Raw genomic sequence first — 16,872 nt, forward strand, 5'->3', positions numbered from 1 at the left:
CCCCGAATAAGCCAACAGCATCGGATCACTCCGGCCGGGGCCCCTCGGCGCCGCGCTACTTCATGAACTTCTTGAACTCGTCCGGAAGGTCGAAGTCCTTGCCGGGCTGCCCGCCACCGGCCGGAAGACCGAACGGGCTGCCGCCCGCGGCGGGCTCGGGCGCCTGCGGGCCCGCCTCGCGGCGCGCGGCGGCCGCGGCCTCTTCTTCCCGGCGCTTCATCGGGTTGCCGCTCTTGCGCTTGCCCTTGGCCTGCTTGATCTGCTTCTTCTGCCGACCGGGGCCGCCGCCCATCCCGGGGATGCCCGGCATGCCGGGCATGCCGCCGCCCTGGGCCATGCGGGACATCATCTTGCGCGCCTCGAAGAACCGCTCGACGAGCGCCTTCACGGCGCTGACCTCGACACCGGCACCCTTGGCGATACGGGCGCGGCGCGAGCCGTTGATGATGTGCGGGTCCTGGCGCTCGGCCGGGGTCATCGACTTGATGACGGCCGCGGTGCGGTCGACGTCGCGCTCGTCGATGTTGTTGATCTGCTCCTTGATCTGCCCCATGCCGGGCAGCATGCCGAGGAGCTTGGAGATGGAGCCCATCTTGCGGACCTGCTCCATCTGGGCCAGGAAGTCGTCGAGCGTGAACTCCTTCGGACCCTTCGCCAGCTTCGCCGCCATCTTCTCGGCTTCGTCCTGGCTGAACGTCTTCTCGGCCTGCTCGATCAGGGTGAGCATGTCACCCATGTCGAGGATCCGGCCCGCCATGCGGTCGGGGTGGAAGGCGTCGAACTCGTCGAGCTTCTCGCCGTTCGAGGCGAAGATGATCTGCTTGCCGGTGACGTGCGCGATGGAGAGCGCGGCACCGCCCCGCGCGTCGCCGTCGAGCTTGGAGAGCACGACGCCGTCGAAGCCGACGCCGTCGCGGAAGGCCTCGGCGGTGTTCACCGCGTCCTGGCCGATCATGGCGTCGACGACGAAGAGGATCTCGTCCGGGCTGACGGCGTCGCGGATGTCCGCGGCCTGCTGCATCAGCTCCTGGTCGATGCCGAGGCGGCCGGCGGTGTCGACCACGACCACGTCGTACTGCTTCGTACGGGCGTACTCGATCGAGTCCTTGGCGACCTGGACCGGGTCGCCGACGCCGTTGCCGGGGGAGGGGGCGTAGACCGCGACGCCGGCCCGCTCCGCGACGACGGAGAGCTGGTTGACGGCGTTGGGGCGCTGGAGGTCGCACGCGACGAGGAGCGGGGCGTGGCCCTGCCCCTTCAGCCAGAGGCCGAGCTTTCCGGCGAGGGTGGTCTTACCAGCACCCTGGAGACCGGCGAGCATGATCACGGTGGGCGCGGTCTTGGCGAAGCGCAGCCGCCGGGTCTCGCCGCCGAGGATCGAGACCAGCTCGTCGTTGACGATCTTGAGGACCTGCTGGCCCGGGTTCAGGGCCTTGGAGACCTCTTCGCCGCGGGCGCGCTCCTTGACGTTCGCGATGAAGGAACGGACGACGGGGAGAGCGACGTCGGCCTCGAGGAGGGCGATACGGATTTCCCGCGCCGCAGCGTCGATGTCCTGCTCGGAGAGGCGGCCTTTGCCCCGGAGGGACTTGAAGGTCGCGCTGAGGCGGTCGGAAAGCGTATCGAACACGGTGGTCGCGATTCCTCGGGTCGGGGGCGTGTGGTCGTCCCCCAGGGTATCGGGCCGCGCCGCCTGCCCGGCCCTGCGGGCGGCAATCCCCTGCCCGCCCCTTTCGCGGTCCCCCGGGCTCCGCACCGGACTCCGGTGCTCAGGCGCCGGACGGGCCGGGTTTCCCGGCCCGTCCGGCGCGTTCGTCCCGCTACGTCAGGGCCGACTCCACCGAGGTGGCCAGGGCGGCCGCGTCCGCCGGATCCAGCGGCTTGCCGTCCACCGTGGTCACGTACAGCGTGTCCACCGCGTTCGCGCCGAGCGTGGACACGTGCGCGCTGCGGACACGGACCCCCGCGGACTCCAGTACCCGCCCGATGCGGTGCAGCAGGCCCACCGCGTCGGGGGCGCGGACCTCCAGGACCGTGGCCAGCGAGGAGACCTCCGGCACCACCGCGACCCGGGGCGGCGGCGGGACGACCCCGCGCCGGCGCGGGTACGCCGCCTCGCGGTCCGCCAGCTTCGCCGGGACGTCCAGCGAGCCGTCCAGCGCCCGCACCAGATCCGTACGCAGCCGCGCGGCCTGCGGCAGGGAGCCGTACTCGGCGGCCACCCGCCAGCGCAGCACCAGTACCTCGCCCAGCCGGTCCGGGAGCTCCAGGGAGCGCAGTTCCGCCGCGCGGACCGTCAGGCGGTGCAGTGCCAGCACGCCCGCCACCGCGGGCAGGACCCCCGTCTGGTCGGGGACGGCCACCACCAGCTCCACCCCGACCGCGTCCTCCTCCTGCCGGGCGTGCAGGGCCAGGACCGGTTCCCCGGTCCGCAGCGCCTCCACCGCGAGGCGCTCCTGTTCGGTCGTCGGGATCTCCAGCTCCGTCACCGCCGGGGTCGCCCCGCGCAGGACCGCGGCGACCCGCGCGACCAGGTCCGCCACCAGGGAGCCGCGCCAGGCGCTCCACGCCGCGGGGCCCGTGGCCAGGGCGTCGGCCTCGGTCAGGGCGTGCAGTACTTCCAGCGTGCCCGGCGAGCCGACGGCCTCCGCGACCGCCTTCACCGTTGCCGGATCGTCCAGGTCCCTGCGGGTCGCGGTGTCGATGAGCAGCAGGTGGTGGCGGACGAGGACGCCGAGCACGGCCACGTCCCCGGCGTCGAAGCCCACCCGTGCGGCGACGTCCCGGGCGATGGTCTCGCCCGCCACCGAGTGGTCGCCGGGCCAGCCCTTGCCGATGTCGTGCAGCAGTGCGGCCATCAGGAGGAGGTCGGGGCGGCCGACCCTGCGGGTCAGTTCCGAGGCGCGCACCGCCGTCTCGACGAGGTGGCGGTCCACGGTCCAGGTGTGCACCGGGTTGCGCTGCGGCCGGCACCGCACCCGCTCCCAGTCGGGCAGCAGCTTGGTGATGATCCCCTCGGCCTCCAGCGCCTCCCATACGGCCACGGTCGGCTCCCCCGCGCCCAGCAGCGTGATCAGCTGCTCCCGCGCCTCCGCGGGCCAGGGCACCGGCAGCGGCTTCGCCTGGGCCGCGAGCCTGCGTACGGCGTGCAGCGAGACGGGCAGTCCCGCCTGCGCCGCGGCGGCGCCGAAGCGCAGCGGCAGCACCGGGTCCCGGTCGGGCCGGGCGGCCAGGGCCAGTACCGCCTCGCCGTCCGACTCCACGACGCCTTCGGCGAGCGGCGCCCGCTCGGGCGCCGCTCCCCGGGTGCCGAGGAGGCCCCGGAGCCTGGGCCGCGAGGCCCGCGCGCGGAGCACGCGGCCGACCTCGCGCCAGGTCACGTCGCCGGCGTACGAGACCACGCGCGCGGCCTCGTACACCTCCCGGAGCAGGGCGTCGGCGTCGAGCAGGCCGAGCTGCGCCGCGACCGGGGTCTGTTCCTGGAGGGAGAGCCGCTCGGTGGCGCGGCCGGTCACCAGATGGAGGGCGTCACGGGCGTCGAGCAGGCGCCGCCGGGCGTCGGCGAGGCCTTCGCGCGGGGCGTCGGCCAGCCAGGACGCGGCGACGGCCCGCAAGGCGGTGACGTCGCGCAGGCCGCCGCGGGCCTCCTTGAGGTCGGGTTCCAGCAGGAAGCGCAGCTCTCCGACGCGCTCCGCCCGTTCGAGGCACAGGGAGTGCAGCTGCGGGAGCCGCTTGGCGGCATGGTTGCGCCAGTCGGCCAGGACGGAGGTGCGCAGCCCTGCGAGGAGTCCGACGTCGCCCGCGACGGGCCGGGCGTCCAGCAGTCCGAGGTGCACCTTGAGGTCTTCTGCGGCGGTCTTGCGGGCTTCGCCGGGGGTGCGGACCGAGTGGTCGAGGGCGAGGCCCAGGTCCCAGACGGGGTACCAGAGGCGGTCGGCCAGGGCGGCCAGGGCGCGCGGTTCGGCCTTGCCGTCGTGGAGCAGGACCAGGTCGAGGTCGCTGCGGGGGGAGAGTTCGGCGCGTCCGTAGCCGCCGACGGCGACGAGCGCGGCGCCCCGCACCCCCGTTTCCCGGACGGCGGTGGCGAACAGTGATTTCAGCCAGTCGTCGGTCAGGGCGGCCAGGGCGGAACGCCGGGAAGGCCCGGACCGCGACTCCTCCTGGAGGAGTCGCAGCCGGGCCGCGGCGTAACCGCTGGGTCCCGAGCCGGCCGGGTTGTCGTCCGTGGTCTCTTCGACACTCGTCACCCAGGATCTCCCGTCGCCTAGAGCGCGTCGGCGCCGCGCTCGCCGGTGCGGACCCGGATGACCGAGTCCACGGCGATGCTCCACACCTTGCCGTCGCCGATCTTGCCGGTCTGGGCGGCGTCGACCACGATCCGCATCACGTCCTCGGCGTCGCCGTCCTCGACGAGCACCTCGATGCGGATCTTCGGTACGAGGTCCACGGTGTATTCGGCGCCCCGGTAGACCTCGGTGTGGCCGCGCTGGCGGCCGTAGCCGCTGGCCTCGGAGACCGTGAGGCCTTGGACGCCGTAGCGGTGCAGGGCTTCCTTGATCTCGTCCAGCCGGTGCGGCTTCACGATCGCGGTGATGAGCTTCATGCGTCAACCTTCTTGCTCGCGGCGGCAACGGGGGCGGGTACGGCGGTGCTCCGCGAGGAGGAACCGCCGCCGGCTCCGCTGAAGTCGTAGGCGGTCTCGGCGTGTTCGACCTGGTCGATGCCGGAGACCTCGTCGTCCTCGGGTACCCGCATGCCGATCGTCTTGTCGAGGAGCAGGGCGAGCACCGCGGATGCCACGAGAGAGTAGGCGAGGACGGAGAAGACTCCCACCGCCTGCTTGCCGAGCTGTTCCAGGCCGCCGCCGTAGAAGAGGCCGGCCGCGTCGGACTGGACGCCGCCGGTGGCGAAGAGGCCGACGAGGAGGGAGCCGATGACACCGCCGACGAGGTGGACGCCGACGACGTCGAGGGAGTCGTCGTAGCCGAACTTGTACTTCAGGCCGACGGCCATGGCGCACACGACACCGGCGATGGCGCCGATGGCGATCGCGCCGAGCGGGGAGCAGGAGCCGCCGGAGGGGGTGATGGCGACGAGGCCCGCGACCGCGCCGGAGGCGGCGCCGAGGGTGGTGAAGGAGCCGTGGCGCAGCTTCTCGTAGCCGAGCCAGGCGAGCATGGCGGCGGCGGTGGCGACCTGGGTGTTCAGGAACATGACCGCGCCGACGCCGTCGTCGTTGCCGAGCCAGGATCCGGCGTTGAAGCCGAACCAGCCGAACCACAGCAGGCCGGCGCCGAGCATCACGAGCGGGAGGCTGTGCGGGCGCATCGGGTCCTTCTTGAACCCGACGCGCTTGCCGATGACCAGGATGACGCCGAGGGCCGCGGCGCCCGCGTTGATGTGGACGGCGGTGCCGCCCGCGAAGTCGATGACGCCGAGCTCGAAGAGCCAGCCGCCGGCGCCCCACACCCAGTGGGCGACGGGGAAGTAGACGACGGTGACCCAGAGGGTGATGAAGAGGGCCCACGCGCCGAACTTGACGCGGTCGGCCAGCGCACCGCTTATCAGGGCGGGGGTGATGACGGCGAACATCAGCTGGAAGACGGCGAAGACGTAGACGGGGATGGTGTAGCCGTCCCACAGCTCGGTGACGCCGATGCCGCTGAGTCCCACGTAGTCGGAGGTCCAGCCGATGAGGGAGCCGGAGTCGGCGCCGAAGGCGAGGCTGAATCCGTAGAGGACCCAGAGGATCGTGACGATCCCGAGGCTGATGAAGCTCATCATCAGCATGTTGAGGCTGCTCTTGACGCGGACCATGCCTCCGTAGAAGAAGGCGAGTCCCGGGGTCATCAGCATGACCAGGGCGGAGCAGATGAGCATGAACCCGGTGTTCGCGGCAGACAGTGTCGGGGTGTCTGCAGCGAGGGTCGTGATGGCTGATGCCATCGGCGTCTCCTCGTCGTCGGTACGTTCGCGTGCGGGCGACCGTGAAAACCTGAGCGGCGCTGGATGTGAATCAGGCCTGAGGGGCACCGGCCCGGGGGGCTGGCCGGTTATTGGCCCTGAGATTCGCGCAGGCCGGTTTCCGGCGGCGCCGCTGGGTGTTTCGCGTCGATGACGAAGAGGTCCGGCGTGTTACGTGCCCATGAACGAGTGGTTCATGGAGCGGGGTGCTCAGAACCCGGCCGCGGCGGTGACCCGGGGAACCTGGCTGGGGGAGCCTGATCGGGCTTCACGGGGTGACTGCCGCGGCCGGGGGCCTTGGGGGCGGCCGGGGCCGGCCGTCAGACGGCCTCCGCGGCTTCGGGGAGCCGGGAGGCGAGGTGGTCGGTGAGGCGCACGACGTCGGCGACGTCGCCGTACTCACGCGCGGCGGCGTCGACGGTCTTGCGCAACCGGGTGTTCACCCTTTCGGACCGCACCTTTCCCGCCACGTCGAGGGCCCGGCCGACCAGGACGGCGGCCTGCTCGGGCTCGCGCTGGAGCAGGTGCACGGTGGCCATGCCCACGAGGTTGAGGGCCAGGGAGCGCTGGTGCTCCTCGTCCTTCTCGAAGAGCTCGACGGCGCGCTGCATGACGGGCTCGGCGAGGGAGGCGTACATGGGGCTGCGGCCGGCCACGTAGGCCAGGTCCCGGTAGGAGTGGGAGTTCTCGCCGTTGAGCTCGGCCTCGGAGAAGAAGCGGATCCAGTCGGGCTCGGGCTCGCCGCCGAAGCCGACGTCGGAGAAGGTGTCCTCCGCCATCCGCACGGCCCGCTTGCAGCGGCTGGGCTGGCCCATGTTGGCGTAGGCGCGGGCCTCCATCGCATACAGCATGGCCTGGGTACGGGGCCCCGCGCAGTCGCGGCTGCCGTACTGGGCGAGGTGGATGAGCTCCAGGGCGTCCTCGGGGCGGCCCAGGTGGATCATCTGGCGGCTCATGCTGGAGAGGATGTACGAGCCGAGCGGCTTGTCGCCCCCCTGTTTGGCGGCGTGCAGGGCGAGGACGAAGTACTTCTGTGCGGTGGGGTGCATGCCGATGTCGTAGCTCATCCAGCCGGCGAGTTCGGCGAGCTCGGCCGCGACCTTGAAGAGCCGCTTCATGACCGGGGCCGGATGGTGTTCCTGGAGCAGGTCGGTCACCTCGTGGAGCTGGCCCACGACGGCCTTGCGGCGCAGTCCGCCGCCGCACTGGGCGTCCCACTGGCGGAACATCGCGGTGGTGGCCTCGAGGAGCCCGAGCTCGGGCTCGGAGAGCCTGGGCGGCCGGTGTCCGCCGAGGGCGCCCGCCGGCCCCCCCTCGCGCGGGCCCGGGTCGGCGGCCGGGACCGGGACGAGCCAGCGCTGCATGGGCTCGATGAGGGCGGGGCCGGCGGACAGGGCGAGGGAGGTCCCGAGGAAGCCGCGGCGGGCCAGCATCAGATCGCTGCGGGAGAACTCGCCGAGCAGCTCGACGGTCTGCGGGCCGGCCCAGGGCAGGTCGATGCCGGAGACGGAGGGGGTCTGGTGAGCGGTGCGCAGGCCCAGGTGCTCGATGGCGACGACGGAGCCGAAGCGTTCGGAGAACAGCTCGGAGAGGATCCGCGGGACGGGTTCGCGGGGCTGCTCGCCGTCGAGCCAGCGGCGGACGCGGGAGGTGTCGGTGCTGATGTGGTGGGCGCCCATCTGGCGGGCACGCCGGTTCACCTGGCGGGCGAGCTCGCCCTTGGACCAGCCGCTGCGGACGAACCACGACGTCAGCTGCTCGTTGCGGGCGGTGTCGCCCTGCTCCGACGGCTCCGACCGCTCCGACGCCCCGGCGGACGACATGTCGGACTCCGCCCTCGTTCCGCTTGCGTCGTTGCCGGTCACTGGAACGCCCCCATCCCTCAGCCATTTCCACACGAGGCCCGTGAGAAGTCGGGGGAAGGTCCGTCTTCACGGGACCTTCACACCTTGCCTCCGGCATACCCGCGGACGAGTCTGCCTTCTCGCTTCGTGTACCGAAAGTAATCCTACGATCACCCCCTCTGCGAGGTCGATCCCGGAAACGCCACCATTCGCCACCCCTTCGAATGAACTCGCCACCCGGCAGGCGCGATTCACTTGACACGAAGGCGAAACCGATCGGATGGACAGAGGTGCGCTCGGGGCGCACGCGGCGAGGAGTGCGCCGGGTGACGACCGGGGCGGACCGCGCGGCCCGGCACGGCAGGGGCTCCGCGCCCGGCCCGCATCCGGTGGCGCCGAGGTCGTAACCACCGGCACGTCCGACCCGTTGGAGGGGGCATGGGCATGGGCTTCACGATCGGCGGCAGCCGCGGCACCAAGGACTTCCGTTCCGGCGCTCGGCGCCGGGGCCGGACGTCGGAGTGTACGGCGGTGGCGGAGTACACCGGACTGTGGGGCTGGGACGTGGTCCCCGGCGCACGGGCCGCGGCTCCGGCTCGCGAGTGCTCCTGCGGTCATACGAGTTGCGGCGCGCCGGGGGCGCACCCGCTGGCCCTCGCCCCGACGGTCCCGGCCGGCGCCACCCTCGACGAGGTCACCGAGACCTGGAGCGGGTACCCGGGCGCGGCGGTGCTCCTCCCCGCGGGCCGCTCCTTCGACGTCATCGACGTGGCCGAGGAGGCGGGGCGCCAGGCGCTGGTCCGGCTGGAGCGGATGGGCCTGCCGCTCGGCCCCGTCACCGCGACCCCGGACGGCCGGGCCCAGTTCTTCGTGGCGCCCGGCGCGGCGGCCGGGCTGCCGCAGCTGCTCTACCGGATGGGCTGGGACGACGCCGGACTCGATCTGCGCGCCCTGGGCCAGGGGTCGTACGTCACCGCCCCGCCCTCCGACTTCGCGGGGCTCGGCCCGACGACCTGGCTCCGTCCCCCGGCGCTGGATTCGGCCGGGGACCCGCCCCAGGCCCGGCTGCTGCTGGGCACCCTCGCCTACCTCTGCCACCGGCTGCGCAGGGCCTGACCCCCGCGCACGGCAGCGCCCCCGGGTCCGTGGGACCGCGGGGGCGCTCGCCTTCGTACGGGCTCGTGAGCCCCGTGGGGGCGCTCAGTCGCCGATCAGGGCGTCGACGAAGGCCTCCGGCTCGAAGGGGGCCAGGTCGTCCGCGCCCTCGCCGAGGCCGATGAGCTTGACCGGGACTCCCAGCTCGCGCTGGACGGCGATGACGATGCCGCCCTTGGCGGTGCCGTCGAGCTTGGTCAGCACGATGCCGGTGATGTCCACGACCTCCGCGAAGACGCGGGCCTGGGTCAGGCCGTTCTGCCCGGTGGTGGCGTCCAGGACCAGCAGGATCTCGTCCAGCGGGCCGTGCTTCTCCACGACGCGCTTGACCTTGCCGAGCTCGTCCATGAGGCCGGTCTTGGTGTGCAGGCGGCCGGCGGTGTCGATGAGCACCACGTCGGCGCCCTCGGCAATGCCCTCCTTGACCGCGTCGTAGGCGATCGAGGCCGGGTCGCCGCCCTCGGGGCCGCGCACGGTGCGGGCGCCGACCCGGTCGCCCCAGGTCTGGAGCTGGTCGGCGGCGGCGGCGCGGAAGGTGTCGGCCGCGCCGAGCACGACGCTGCGCCCGTCGGCGACGAGCACGCGGGCGAGCTTGCCGGTGGTGGTGGTCTTGCCGGTGCCGTTCACGCCGACGACCATCACGACGGCGGGAGTGTCCACGCCGCTCTCGGTCTTCACGGCGCGGTCGAAGTCGGTGCCGAGGAGCGCGACCAGCTCCTCCTTGAGCAGCGCGCGCAGATCGGCGGGGGTGCGGGTGCCGAGCACCTTGACCCGCTCGCGGAGCCGGTCCACCAGCTCCTGGGTCGGGGCGACACCGACGTCGGCGATGAGGAGGGTCTCCTCGATCTCCTCCCAGGTGTCCTCGTCGAGGTGCTCGCGGGAGAGCAGCGTGAGCAGCCCCTTGCCCAGCGTGTTCTGCGACCGGGCGAGGCGGGCGCGCAGCCGGACCAGGCGGCCGGCGGTGGGCTCGGGCACCTCGATCTCGGGCGCGGCGGGAGCCTCGGCGACGGGGGCTTCGGGCTCCGCTACGGGGGCCTCGGCCTCGGGGAGCGCGACCTCCTCGAGCGTGCGGCGCGGCTCTTCGGCCGTCGGGGCGGCGTCCTCCCCCACCTGCGGTTCGGCGGGCGGGGCAGTGATGGTCGGCGTGCTCGAGGGCGCCGTGGGCGGCAGCTGCTTCTTCTTGCGGCTGCTGACCAGGAGCCCGCTGATCGCACCGACCGCGACCAGGGCGATGACTACGGCAAGGATGAGGATTTCCATAACGCGTTCAGTATGCGCGACCTCATAGGCCTGGCCTCGTACGTGCCGGTGAGGTTCACGCCCTGGAGCTTCCTACAGGGACGTAATCCTCTGTTTGTACTTTTTGCGGTAGCTCTACGATGATGAGCGATCCCCACCGCCCCCACCTCCCCCCCCACGGAGTACACCTATGTCTGCCGAGACCGCCGTCGAGTCACGCGGCCTGGAGCCCGTCCCGGACAGCGAGCGCCGCGGCCGGGTCCGCGAGCTCGTGCCGACCTGGGTCGCCGCCAACATCAGCGTGCTGCTGCTGACCATGGGCGCCGGCCTGGTCATCTTCAACAAGCTGAACATCTGGCAGGTGCTCGTCGTCGCGATCGCCGCGCCGGTGGTTTCCTACGGCATCGTCGGACTCATATCCATCGCGGGCAAGCGCGGCGGCGCCCCCGGCATGGCGCTCTCCCGCGCCGTCTTCGGCCAGCGCGGCAACCTCTTCCCCGGCGCCCTGATCTGGGTCGCCCGCTGGGGCTGGGAGACCATCAACGCGGTCAGCGGCGCCTACGCCGTCCTGACCGTCCTCGACCTGGTCTTCGGCATCCGGAAGAACACCGGGCTGATCGTCGTCACGCTCATCTTCTTCGTCAGCTGCACCTTCCTGGTCTCGGGCCTCGGCATCAACGCGCTGCGCGTCTGCTCCAAGTGGTCCACGTACCTCTTCGGCGCCTTCAGCGTGCTCGTCCTCGGCTACCTGATCGCCGAGACCGACTGGTCCACCGTCTTCGCCAAGCCCGCCGGCTCCACCGCGATGATGATCGCGGGCATCGGCACCATCGCGGCCGGCGGCATCAGCTGGGTCCCGTCCGGCCCGGACTTCACCCGCTATCTGCCCCGCACCGCCTCCGCCAAGGGCATGGTCGGCGCGACCATCGGCGGAGCGGCAGTCGTCGTGATCCCGATGGTGCTGATGGGCGCCGTGATGGCGGTCGCCACTCCCGACCTGGCCACCGCGCAGGACCCGGTCTCCTTCATCGGGGAACTGCTGCCGATCTGGATCGCCGTCCCGTACCTGCTGATCGCGCTGATCGGCATGCTGCTCATCAACTCGATGTCCATGTACTCGGCCGGTTTCACCGCGCAGACCCTCGGCATCAAGGTCCCGCGCGCGGCGGCCGTCAGCGTCAACGCCGTCATCAGCCTGATCTTCGGCTTCCTGCTGATGGTGGTGGCGACCAGCTTCTTCGGCTCGTTCATCTCCTTCCTGACGCTGCTGGCCGTGGCCTTCTCCGCCTGGATCGGCGTCTTCGGCGTGGACATGCTGCGCCGCCCGTCCTACGACGGGGCCGCGCTGCTGGACACCACGCGGAGCAGCGCCTACTGGTACAAGGGCGGTTTCGCCTGGCAGGCCATGACCGCCTGGGGCCTCGCCCTGGCGGTGGGCCTGCTGTTCACGAAGGTCGACTGGTTCAGCGGCCCGCTGGCCACCACGTGGATCGGCCGGAACGGCCTCGGCTGGGCGGCGGGCATCGCCACCTCGGCCGTCCTGTACGCGGTCCTGCCGCGCACGGCCCCGGCGTCCCCGGCCGCCCCCGCCTCCCCCGCGTCGGCGGAACCCGCCTTCGGGGACGAGCCGCTGGCCGCCGGAACCCTGTCCAACTGACGCTCTGTCAGCTAACGTCCCCCTTCGCCCGCCCACCCACCTCCGGCGAAGGGGGACTCCTCCGTGCCCATCACCGTGGCCCGGTTCAATCTCATCGACCCGAACGGCACCCCGGAAACCCTCTCCGCCCGGTACAAGGCCGCGCTGGAGATGGCGACGTACGCGGACGACCGCGGGATCGACACCATCCAGACCGAAGAGCACCACGGCACCGACAACAACTGGCTGCCCTCGCCGTTCGCCTTCGCGGGTGCGGTGTTCGGCGCCACCCGCCGGATCGCGGTCACCGTCTCGGCGATCATCGGCCCGCTGTACGACCCGCTGAAGGTCGCCGAGGACATCGCGGTCCTCGACCTGCTCAGCGGCGGCCGCCTGGTCACGGTGGCCGGCATCGGCTACCGGCCCGAGGAGTACGAGCAGCACGGCGTGGCGTGGGGCCGGCGCGGCAAGCTCCAGGACGAGCTGCTGGAGACGCTGCTGAAGGCGTGGACGGGCGAGCCGTTCGAGTTCCGGGGCCGGACGGTGCGCATCACCCCGCGGCCGTTCACCCGGCCGCACCCGCTGCTCCTGGTCGGCGGCAGCTCCGAGGCGGCGGCCCGCCGGGCGGCCCGCCTGGGGCTGCCGTTCTTCCCCAGCGCCCACCTGCCCGAGCTGGAGGCGTACTACAACGCGAAGCTCGCGGAGTACGGCACGGAGGGCTTCTGCATGATGCCGGCGGCCGAGACGCCGCTGCTGCACATCGCCGAGGACCCGGACCGGGCCTGGGCCGAGTACGGGGAGCGCTTCCTGCACGAGGCCGGGATGTACGCGTCCTGGCAGTCCAAGGACATCCGAAGCGCCGTGCGGTCGGGCGCGCACACGGTGGCGGAGCTCCGCGCGGAGGGCGTGTACCGCATCCTCACCCCGGACGAGGCGGTCGCGTACGCCCGCGGCGCCGGCGAGGCCGGGAACCTGGTCCTGCACCCGCTCTGCGGCGGAATGCCGCTCGACGAGGGCTGGCGGAGCCTGCAGCTCCTGTGCGAACAGGTACTGCCCCGGCTCAAGGACTGAAACGAGCGGGGGCAGTACCTGCCGTAAGAGGAGAGGGGCCGTTGGCGGGGGTGGTCAGCCCATCTCCTCCAACGCCTTGCCCTTGGTCTCCGGCACCCACTTGAGGATGAACGGGATCGAGAGCACGGCGAAGACCGTGTAGATGACGTACGCGCCGGACAGGTTCCAGTCCGACAGGGTCGGGAACGACACCGTGATGACCCAGTTGGCGATCCACTGGGCCGCCGCGGCCACGCCGAGCGCGGCGGCGCGGATCCGGCCCGGGAACATCTCGCCGAGCAGGACCCAGACGACGACGCCCCAGGACAGCGCGAAGAAGAGGACGAAGCAGTTGGCGGCGACCAGGGCCACGATGCCCTGGGCGTGCGGCAGCGCGATGTCGTCACCAACGCCGGACTTGTACGAGAAGGACCAGGCGGCCAGGCCCAGCGAGATCGCCATGCCGACGGAGCCGATGAGCGCGAGCGGCTTGCGGCCGATCCGGTCCACGAAGATCATCGCGATCACCGTGCCGATGATGTTCACGACCGAGGTCTCGAAGGAGTACAGGAACGAGGCGCTCGGGTCGATGCCGACCGACTGCCACAGCGAGGAGCTGTAGTAGAAGATCACGTTGATGCCGACGAGCTGCTGGAAGAGCGACAGGCCAATGCCGATCCAGACGATGGGCAGGAAGCCGAACCGGCCGCCGAGCAGGTCCGTGAAGGTGGACTTGTGCTCGGAGCGCATGGCGTGCTCGATGTCGGCGACGCGCGCGTCGAGGTCGATGTGCGTGCCCTCGACCTCGGCGAGCACCTTGCGGGCCTCGGCGTTGCGGCCGACGGAGATCAGGAAGCGCGGGGACTCGGGGATGACGAAGGACATCAGCCCGTAGAGCACGGCCGGGACGGCCATGACGCCGAGCATCCACTGCCAGGCTTCCAGGCCGCCGATCTCGCCGCGCTGGTCGCCGTCCGCGAGGTTGAGGATCCCCCAGTTGACGAGCTGGGAGATGGCGATGCCGATGACGATCGCGGCCTGCTGGAAGGAGGCGAGCCGGCCCCGGTAAGCGGGCGGGGACACCTCGGCGATGTAGGCCGGGCCGATGACCGAGGCCATGCCGATGCCGAAGCCGCCGATGACCCGCCACATGGCGAGGTCCCACAGGGCGAAGGGGACGGCCGAGCCGATGGCGCTGGCCGTGAAGAGGACGGCCGCGATCTGCATGCAGCGGATACGGCCGATCCGGTCGGCGATGCGCCCGGCCGTGGCGGCGCCGAAGGCGCAACCGATCAGCGCGGCCGCGATCACCTGGGCAAGGGTGCCGGGGCCGACGTCGAAGCGGTCCCGGATCGCGACGACGGCGCCGTTGATGACGGAGCTGTCGTAGCCGAAGAGGAATCCGCCCATGGCCGCGGCCGCGGTGATGAAGATGACGTGCCCCAGATGGTCGGGCTGGGACGCACGGCCGCCGCCTGTCGCCGAGGATTGCGTGGCGCTGTTGCTGGTCAAGGTCTGCTCCTGCGTGCCCGGCTGCGGTGACGGGCGGGTGACGGGTGGAGTTGATTCCTACCAGTGGCGCACAGGTGAAGATCGGGCACCACCCGGAGGAAAGGCAGCGGGAGCGAGCTTATGTGTTCATTTCTTGAAGTCAAGACTTCAAGGATGATCCGCTTTTGTTGGCTGGGCGGGGTGCAGAGAAGGCTCGTCATTCATTTCTTGAACAGAGCTGGGCTTTGTACGGTTCAGCGCAGGCGTTGGCTGATGACCTTCGAAACGCCGTCGCCCTGCATCGAGACGCCGTAGAGCGCGTCCGCGACCTCCATGGTCCGCTTCTGGTGCGTGATGACGATCAGCTGCGAGCTCTCCTGCAGCTCCTCCATGATCCGGATCAGCCGCTGGAGGTTCGTGTCGTCCAGCGCGGCCTCGACCTCGTCCATCACGTAGAAGGGACTGGGCCGGGCCTTGAAGATGGAGACCAGCAGCGCCACGGCGGTCAGGGAGCGCTCGCCGCCGGAGAGCAGCGACAGCCGCTTGACCTTCTTGCCCGGCGGGCGGGCCTCCACGTCCACGCCGGTGGTCAGCATGTTGTCGGGGTCGGTGAGGATCAGCCGGCCCTCGCCGCCGGGGAAGAGCCGCGAGAAGACCCCCTCGAACTCCCGGGCCGTGTCCCGGTACGCCTCGGTGAAGACCTGCTCGACCCGCTCATCGACCTCCTTCACGACCTGAAGGAGGTCCGCCCGCGTCTTGCGGAGGTCTTCCAGCTGCTCACTGAGGAATTTGTGCCGCTCCTCAAGGGCGGCGAACTCCTCCAGGGCGAGCGGATTGACCTTCCCGAGCTGCTGGTAGGCGCGCTCGGCCGCCTTGAGCCGCTTCTCCTGCTGAGCCCGTACGAAGGGCCGCGGCTCAACGTCCCCGCCGGAGGCCTGGGCGTCGGGGACCTGCGCGTCGGACGCCTGGGCGTCCGGGGCGTGGGCGTCCGGGGCGTGGGCCTCCGGCAGGCTCGGCGGCACCGGTTGATCGGGCCCGTACTCGCCGACCAGCTCCTGCACCCCCATCCCGAACTCCTCCAGCGCGCGGGTCTCCACCTGCTCGATCCGCATCCGCTTCTCGGCGCCGAGCACCTCGCCCCGGTGCACCGAATCGGTGAGCTTGTCGAGCTCGCCCTTGAGGTCGCGGCCCCGGCCGCGGGCCTCGCCGAGCTCCTGCTCGCGCAGGCCCTTGGCGTACTCGGCCGCCGTGCGCTCCTCGGCCGCCCGGGTCAGCGAGACCTCGATGTGCGCGAGCAGCTGCCGGGCGCCGTCGGCGACGGCCGCGGCCACCCCGGCCTCGTACCGCAGCCGTTCCCGGCGGCGTTCGGCACGGGCGCGGGCCTCCCGCTCGGCGCGGGCCCCGCGGTCGAGCGAATCGGCCCGCCCGGCCAGGCCCTTGACCCGCTCCTCGTGGGTCCGCAGCTGGAGCCGGGCCTCCATCTCGGTCTGCCGCGCGTTCGCCCCGTCGGCCGCGAGCCGGTCCCGCCGGGAGGTGTCCGGCTCCTCCTCCACGGGGATCTCCTCGGCGACGGCCAGGCGCTCGGCGCACTCCGCCACGTCGGCCAGTGCCTGCTCCAGCGCCTCCTGCGCCTTGGCCGCCGCCGCGGCACTGCGTTCCGCCTCGCCCAGCGCCCCCTTCGCCTGCCCCGCGAGCCGCCCGAGCTGCTGCGCGACCCCCGCCCGCGCCTTCTCGGCGGCCCTGCGCAGCTCCGCGAGCTCCTCGACGCGGGCCACGGCCGCGACCCGCCGCCGCTCCGCGGCCTCCTTCTCCCCTTGCAGCGCGAGGCACTGCCCGTCCAGCCGTTCCCGCTCCGCGTCGGCCTCGTCGACCGCAGCCCGCACCTCGATCAGGCTGGGCACCCCGGCGGACCCGCCGTGCGCGAGGTGCGCCCCGAGGACGTCCCCCTCGGCGGTCACGGCCACCAGCTCGGGGTGCGCGGCCACCAACGCCTCGGCCTCGTCGAGCCCCTCCACGACGACGAACTCCCGCAACACCCATCCGACGGCCCGCACGAGAGCGGCGTCCCCCCGCACGAGCCCGCCCGCGGCGACCCCGAGGGGACGACCGCCCGCCCCATCGGTCAGGGTGCCCGGCGCCGGGGCGGTCGCGGGGAACGGGGCGGTCGCGGAGGCCGGGAAGGCCGGGGCAGAGCCCGGCGGGCCCCCCGACGACTGACGCCCGGCGTCCGGCACGTCCAGGGTGGTCAGGGAGCCCGCCCCAGCGGCAGCCGCGGGAGATTCGGGCGCGGGGTCCGGCACATCCAGCCCCGCCAGGGGGCCCCTCCCGGCCGGGAAAGCCTCCGGCGCGGCATCCGGGGCGGAGCCCCGGTATCGGGAAGGGGCGGGGTGGGGCAAGACCGGTCCCCGCCCGACTCCGCCGGGCGACACGACTCCCGGACCTTGTGTCAGGCCCGCGGCGCCATCGGCCGGACCCCGCGTCAGGCCCGCGGCG

Annotated in this window: 11 protein-coding genes; 3 read left to right on the forward strand and 8 right to left on the reverse strand. The window is 72.1% G+C overall.

The window, feature by feature from the left end:
- Positions 1-55 precede the first annotated feature (55 nt).
- The 5 genes from ffh to J7E97_RS17965 form a co-directional block, all read right to left on the reverse strand.
- Positions 56-1,630 (reverse strand): signal recognition particle protein, encoded by a 1,575-nt coding sequence (gene ffh / locus J7E97_RS17945; RefSeq protein WP_215028256.1) that lies wholly within the window; start codon positions 1,628-1,630, stop codon positions 56-58.
- Positions 1,631-1,820: 190 nt separating this feature from the next.
- On the reverse strand, positions 1,821-4,247 hold the full coding sequence (locus tag J7E97_RS17950) for a [protein-PII] uridylyltransferase (protein ID WP_215028258.1): 2,427 nt from the start codon (positions 4,245-4,247) through the stop codon (positions 1,821-1,823).
- A 17-nt stretch (positions 4,248-4,264) separates the two neighbouring features.
- Positions 4,265-4,603 (reverse strand): P-II family nitrogen regulator, encoded by a 339-nt coding sequence (locus tag J7E97_RS17955; RefSeq protein WP_215028259.1) that lies wholly within the window; start codon positions 4,601-4,603, stop codon positions 4,265-4,267.
- Positions 4,600-5,946 (reverse strand): ammonium transporter, encoded by a 1,347-nt coding sequence (locus J7E97_RS17960; RefSeq protein WP_215028260.1) that lies wholly within the window; start codon positions 5,944-5,946, stop codon positions 4,600-4,602. The genes J7E97_RS17955 and J7E97_RS17960 overlap by 4 nt, the downstream gene beginning before the upstream one ends.
- A 338-nt stretch (positions 5,947-6,284) precedes the next feature.
- Positions 6,285-7,787, reverse strand: coding sequence for a hypothetical protein (locus J7E97_RS17965; protein ID WP_215028261.1), 1,503 nt, complete (start codon positions 7,785-7,787; stop codon positions 6,285-6,287).
- A 465-nt stretch (positions 7,788-8,252) separates the two neighbouring features.
- On the opposite strand from J7E97_RS17965, the gene J7E97_RS17970 reads away from it, so the two are divergent.
- On the forward strand, positions 8,253-8,924 hold the full coding sequence (locus tag J7E97_RS17970; protein WP_215028262.1) for a bifunctional DNA primase/polymerase: 672 nt from the start codon (positions 8,253-8,255) through the stop codon (positions 8,922-8,924).
- An 84-nt stretch (positions 8,925-9,008) separates the two neighbouring features.
- Here the strand turns inward: J7E97_RS17970 and ftsY are convergent, their stop codons facing one another.
- Positions 9,009-10,223, reverse strand: coding sequence for a signal recognition particle-docking protein FtsY (ftsY, locus tag J7E97_RS17975; RefSeq protein WP_215028263.1), 1,215 nt, complete (start codon positions 10,221-10,223; stop codon positions 9,009-9,011).
- Positions 10,224-10,392: 169 nt separating this feature from the next.
- On the opposite strand from ftsY, the gene J7E97_RS17980 reads away from it, so the two are divergent.
- On the forward strand, positions 10,393-11,859 hold the full coding sequence (locus J7E97_RS17980) for a cytosine permease (RefSeq protein ID WP_215028265.1): 1,467 nt from the start codon (positions 10,393-10,395) through the stop codon (positions 11,857-11,859).
- 63 nt (positions 11,860-11,922) lie between these two features.
- Positions 11,923-12,909: an LLM class flavin-dependent oxidoreductase gene (locus J7E97_RS17985; protein ID WP_215028267.1), complete on the forward strand. Its 987-nt coding sequence runs from the start codon at positions 11,923-11,925 to the stop codon at positions 12,907-12,909.
- Between the two features lie 54 nt (positions 12,910-12,963).
- Here the strand turns inward: J7E97_RS17985 and J7E97_RS17990 are convergent, their stop codons facing one another.
- Both J7E97_RS17990 and J7E97_RS17995 read right to left on the reverse strand, forming a co-directional pair.
- Entirely contained in the window at positions 12,964-14,400 is a 1,437-nt protein-coding gene (locus J7E97_RS17990) for a sugar porter family MFS transporter (RefSeq protein WP_215028269.1), read from the reverse strand.
- Positions 14,401-14,633: 233 nt separating this feature from the next.
- Positions 14,634-16,872: AAA family ATPase (locus tag J7E97_RS17995; protein ID WP_251054741.1), on the reverse strand; the 2,239-nt coding region annotated here is incomplete at its 5' end.

Source organism: Streptomyces sp. ISL-66, assembly GCF_018614135.1.
Classification (GTDB): Bacteria; Actinomycetota; Actinomycetes; order Streptomycetales; family Streptomycetaceae; genus Streptomyces.

What these genes read in the sequence shown, in the direction of transcription:
- J7E97_RS17955 (WP_215028259.1), bottom strand. Translation starts at nt 4,603, where the DNA reads ATGAAGCTCATCACCGCGATCGTGAAGCCGCACCGGCTGGACGAGATC.
- J7E97_RS17960 (WP_215028260.1), bottom strand. Translation starts at nt 5,946, where the DNA reads ATGGCATCAGCCATCACGACCCTCGCTGCAGACACCCCGACACTGTCT.
- J7E97_RS17965 (WP_215028261.1), bottom strand. Translation starts at nt 7,787, where the DNA reads ATGTCGTCCGCCGGGGCGTCGGAGCGGTCGGAGCCGTCGGAGCAGGGC.
- J7E97_RS17970 (WP_215028262.1), top strand. Translation starts at nt 8,253, where the DNA reads ATGGGCTTCACGATCGGCGGCAGCCGCGGCACCAAGGACTTCCGTTCC.
- ftsY (WP_215028263.1), bottom strand. Translation starts at nt 10,223, where the DNA reads ATGGAAATCCTCATCCTTGCCGTAGTCATCGCCCTGGTCGCGGTCGGT.
- J7E97_RS17980 (WP_215028265.1), top strand. Translation starts at nt 10,393, where the DNA reads ATGTCTGCCGAGACCGCCGTCGAGTCACGCGGCCTGGAGCCCGTCCCG.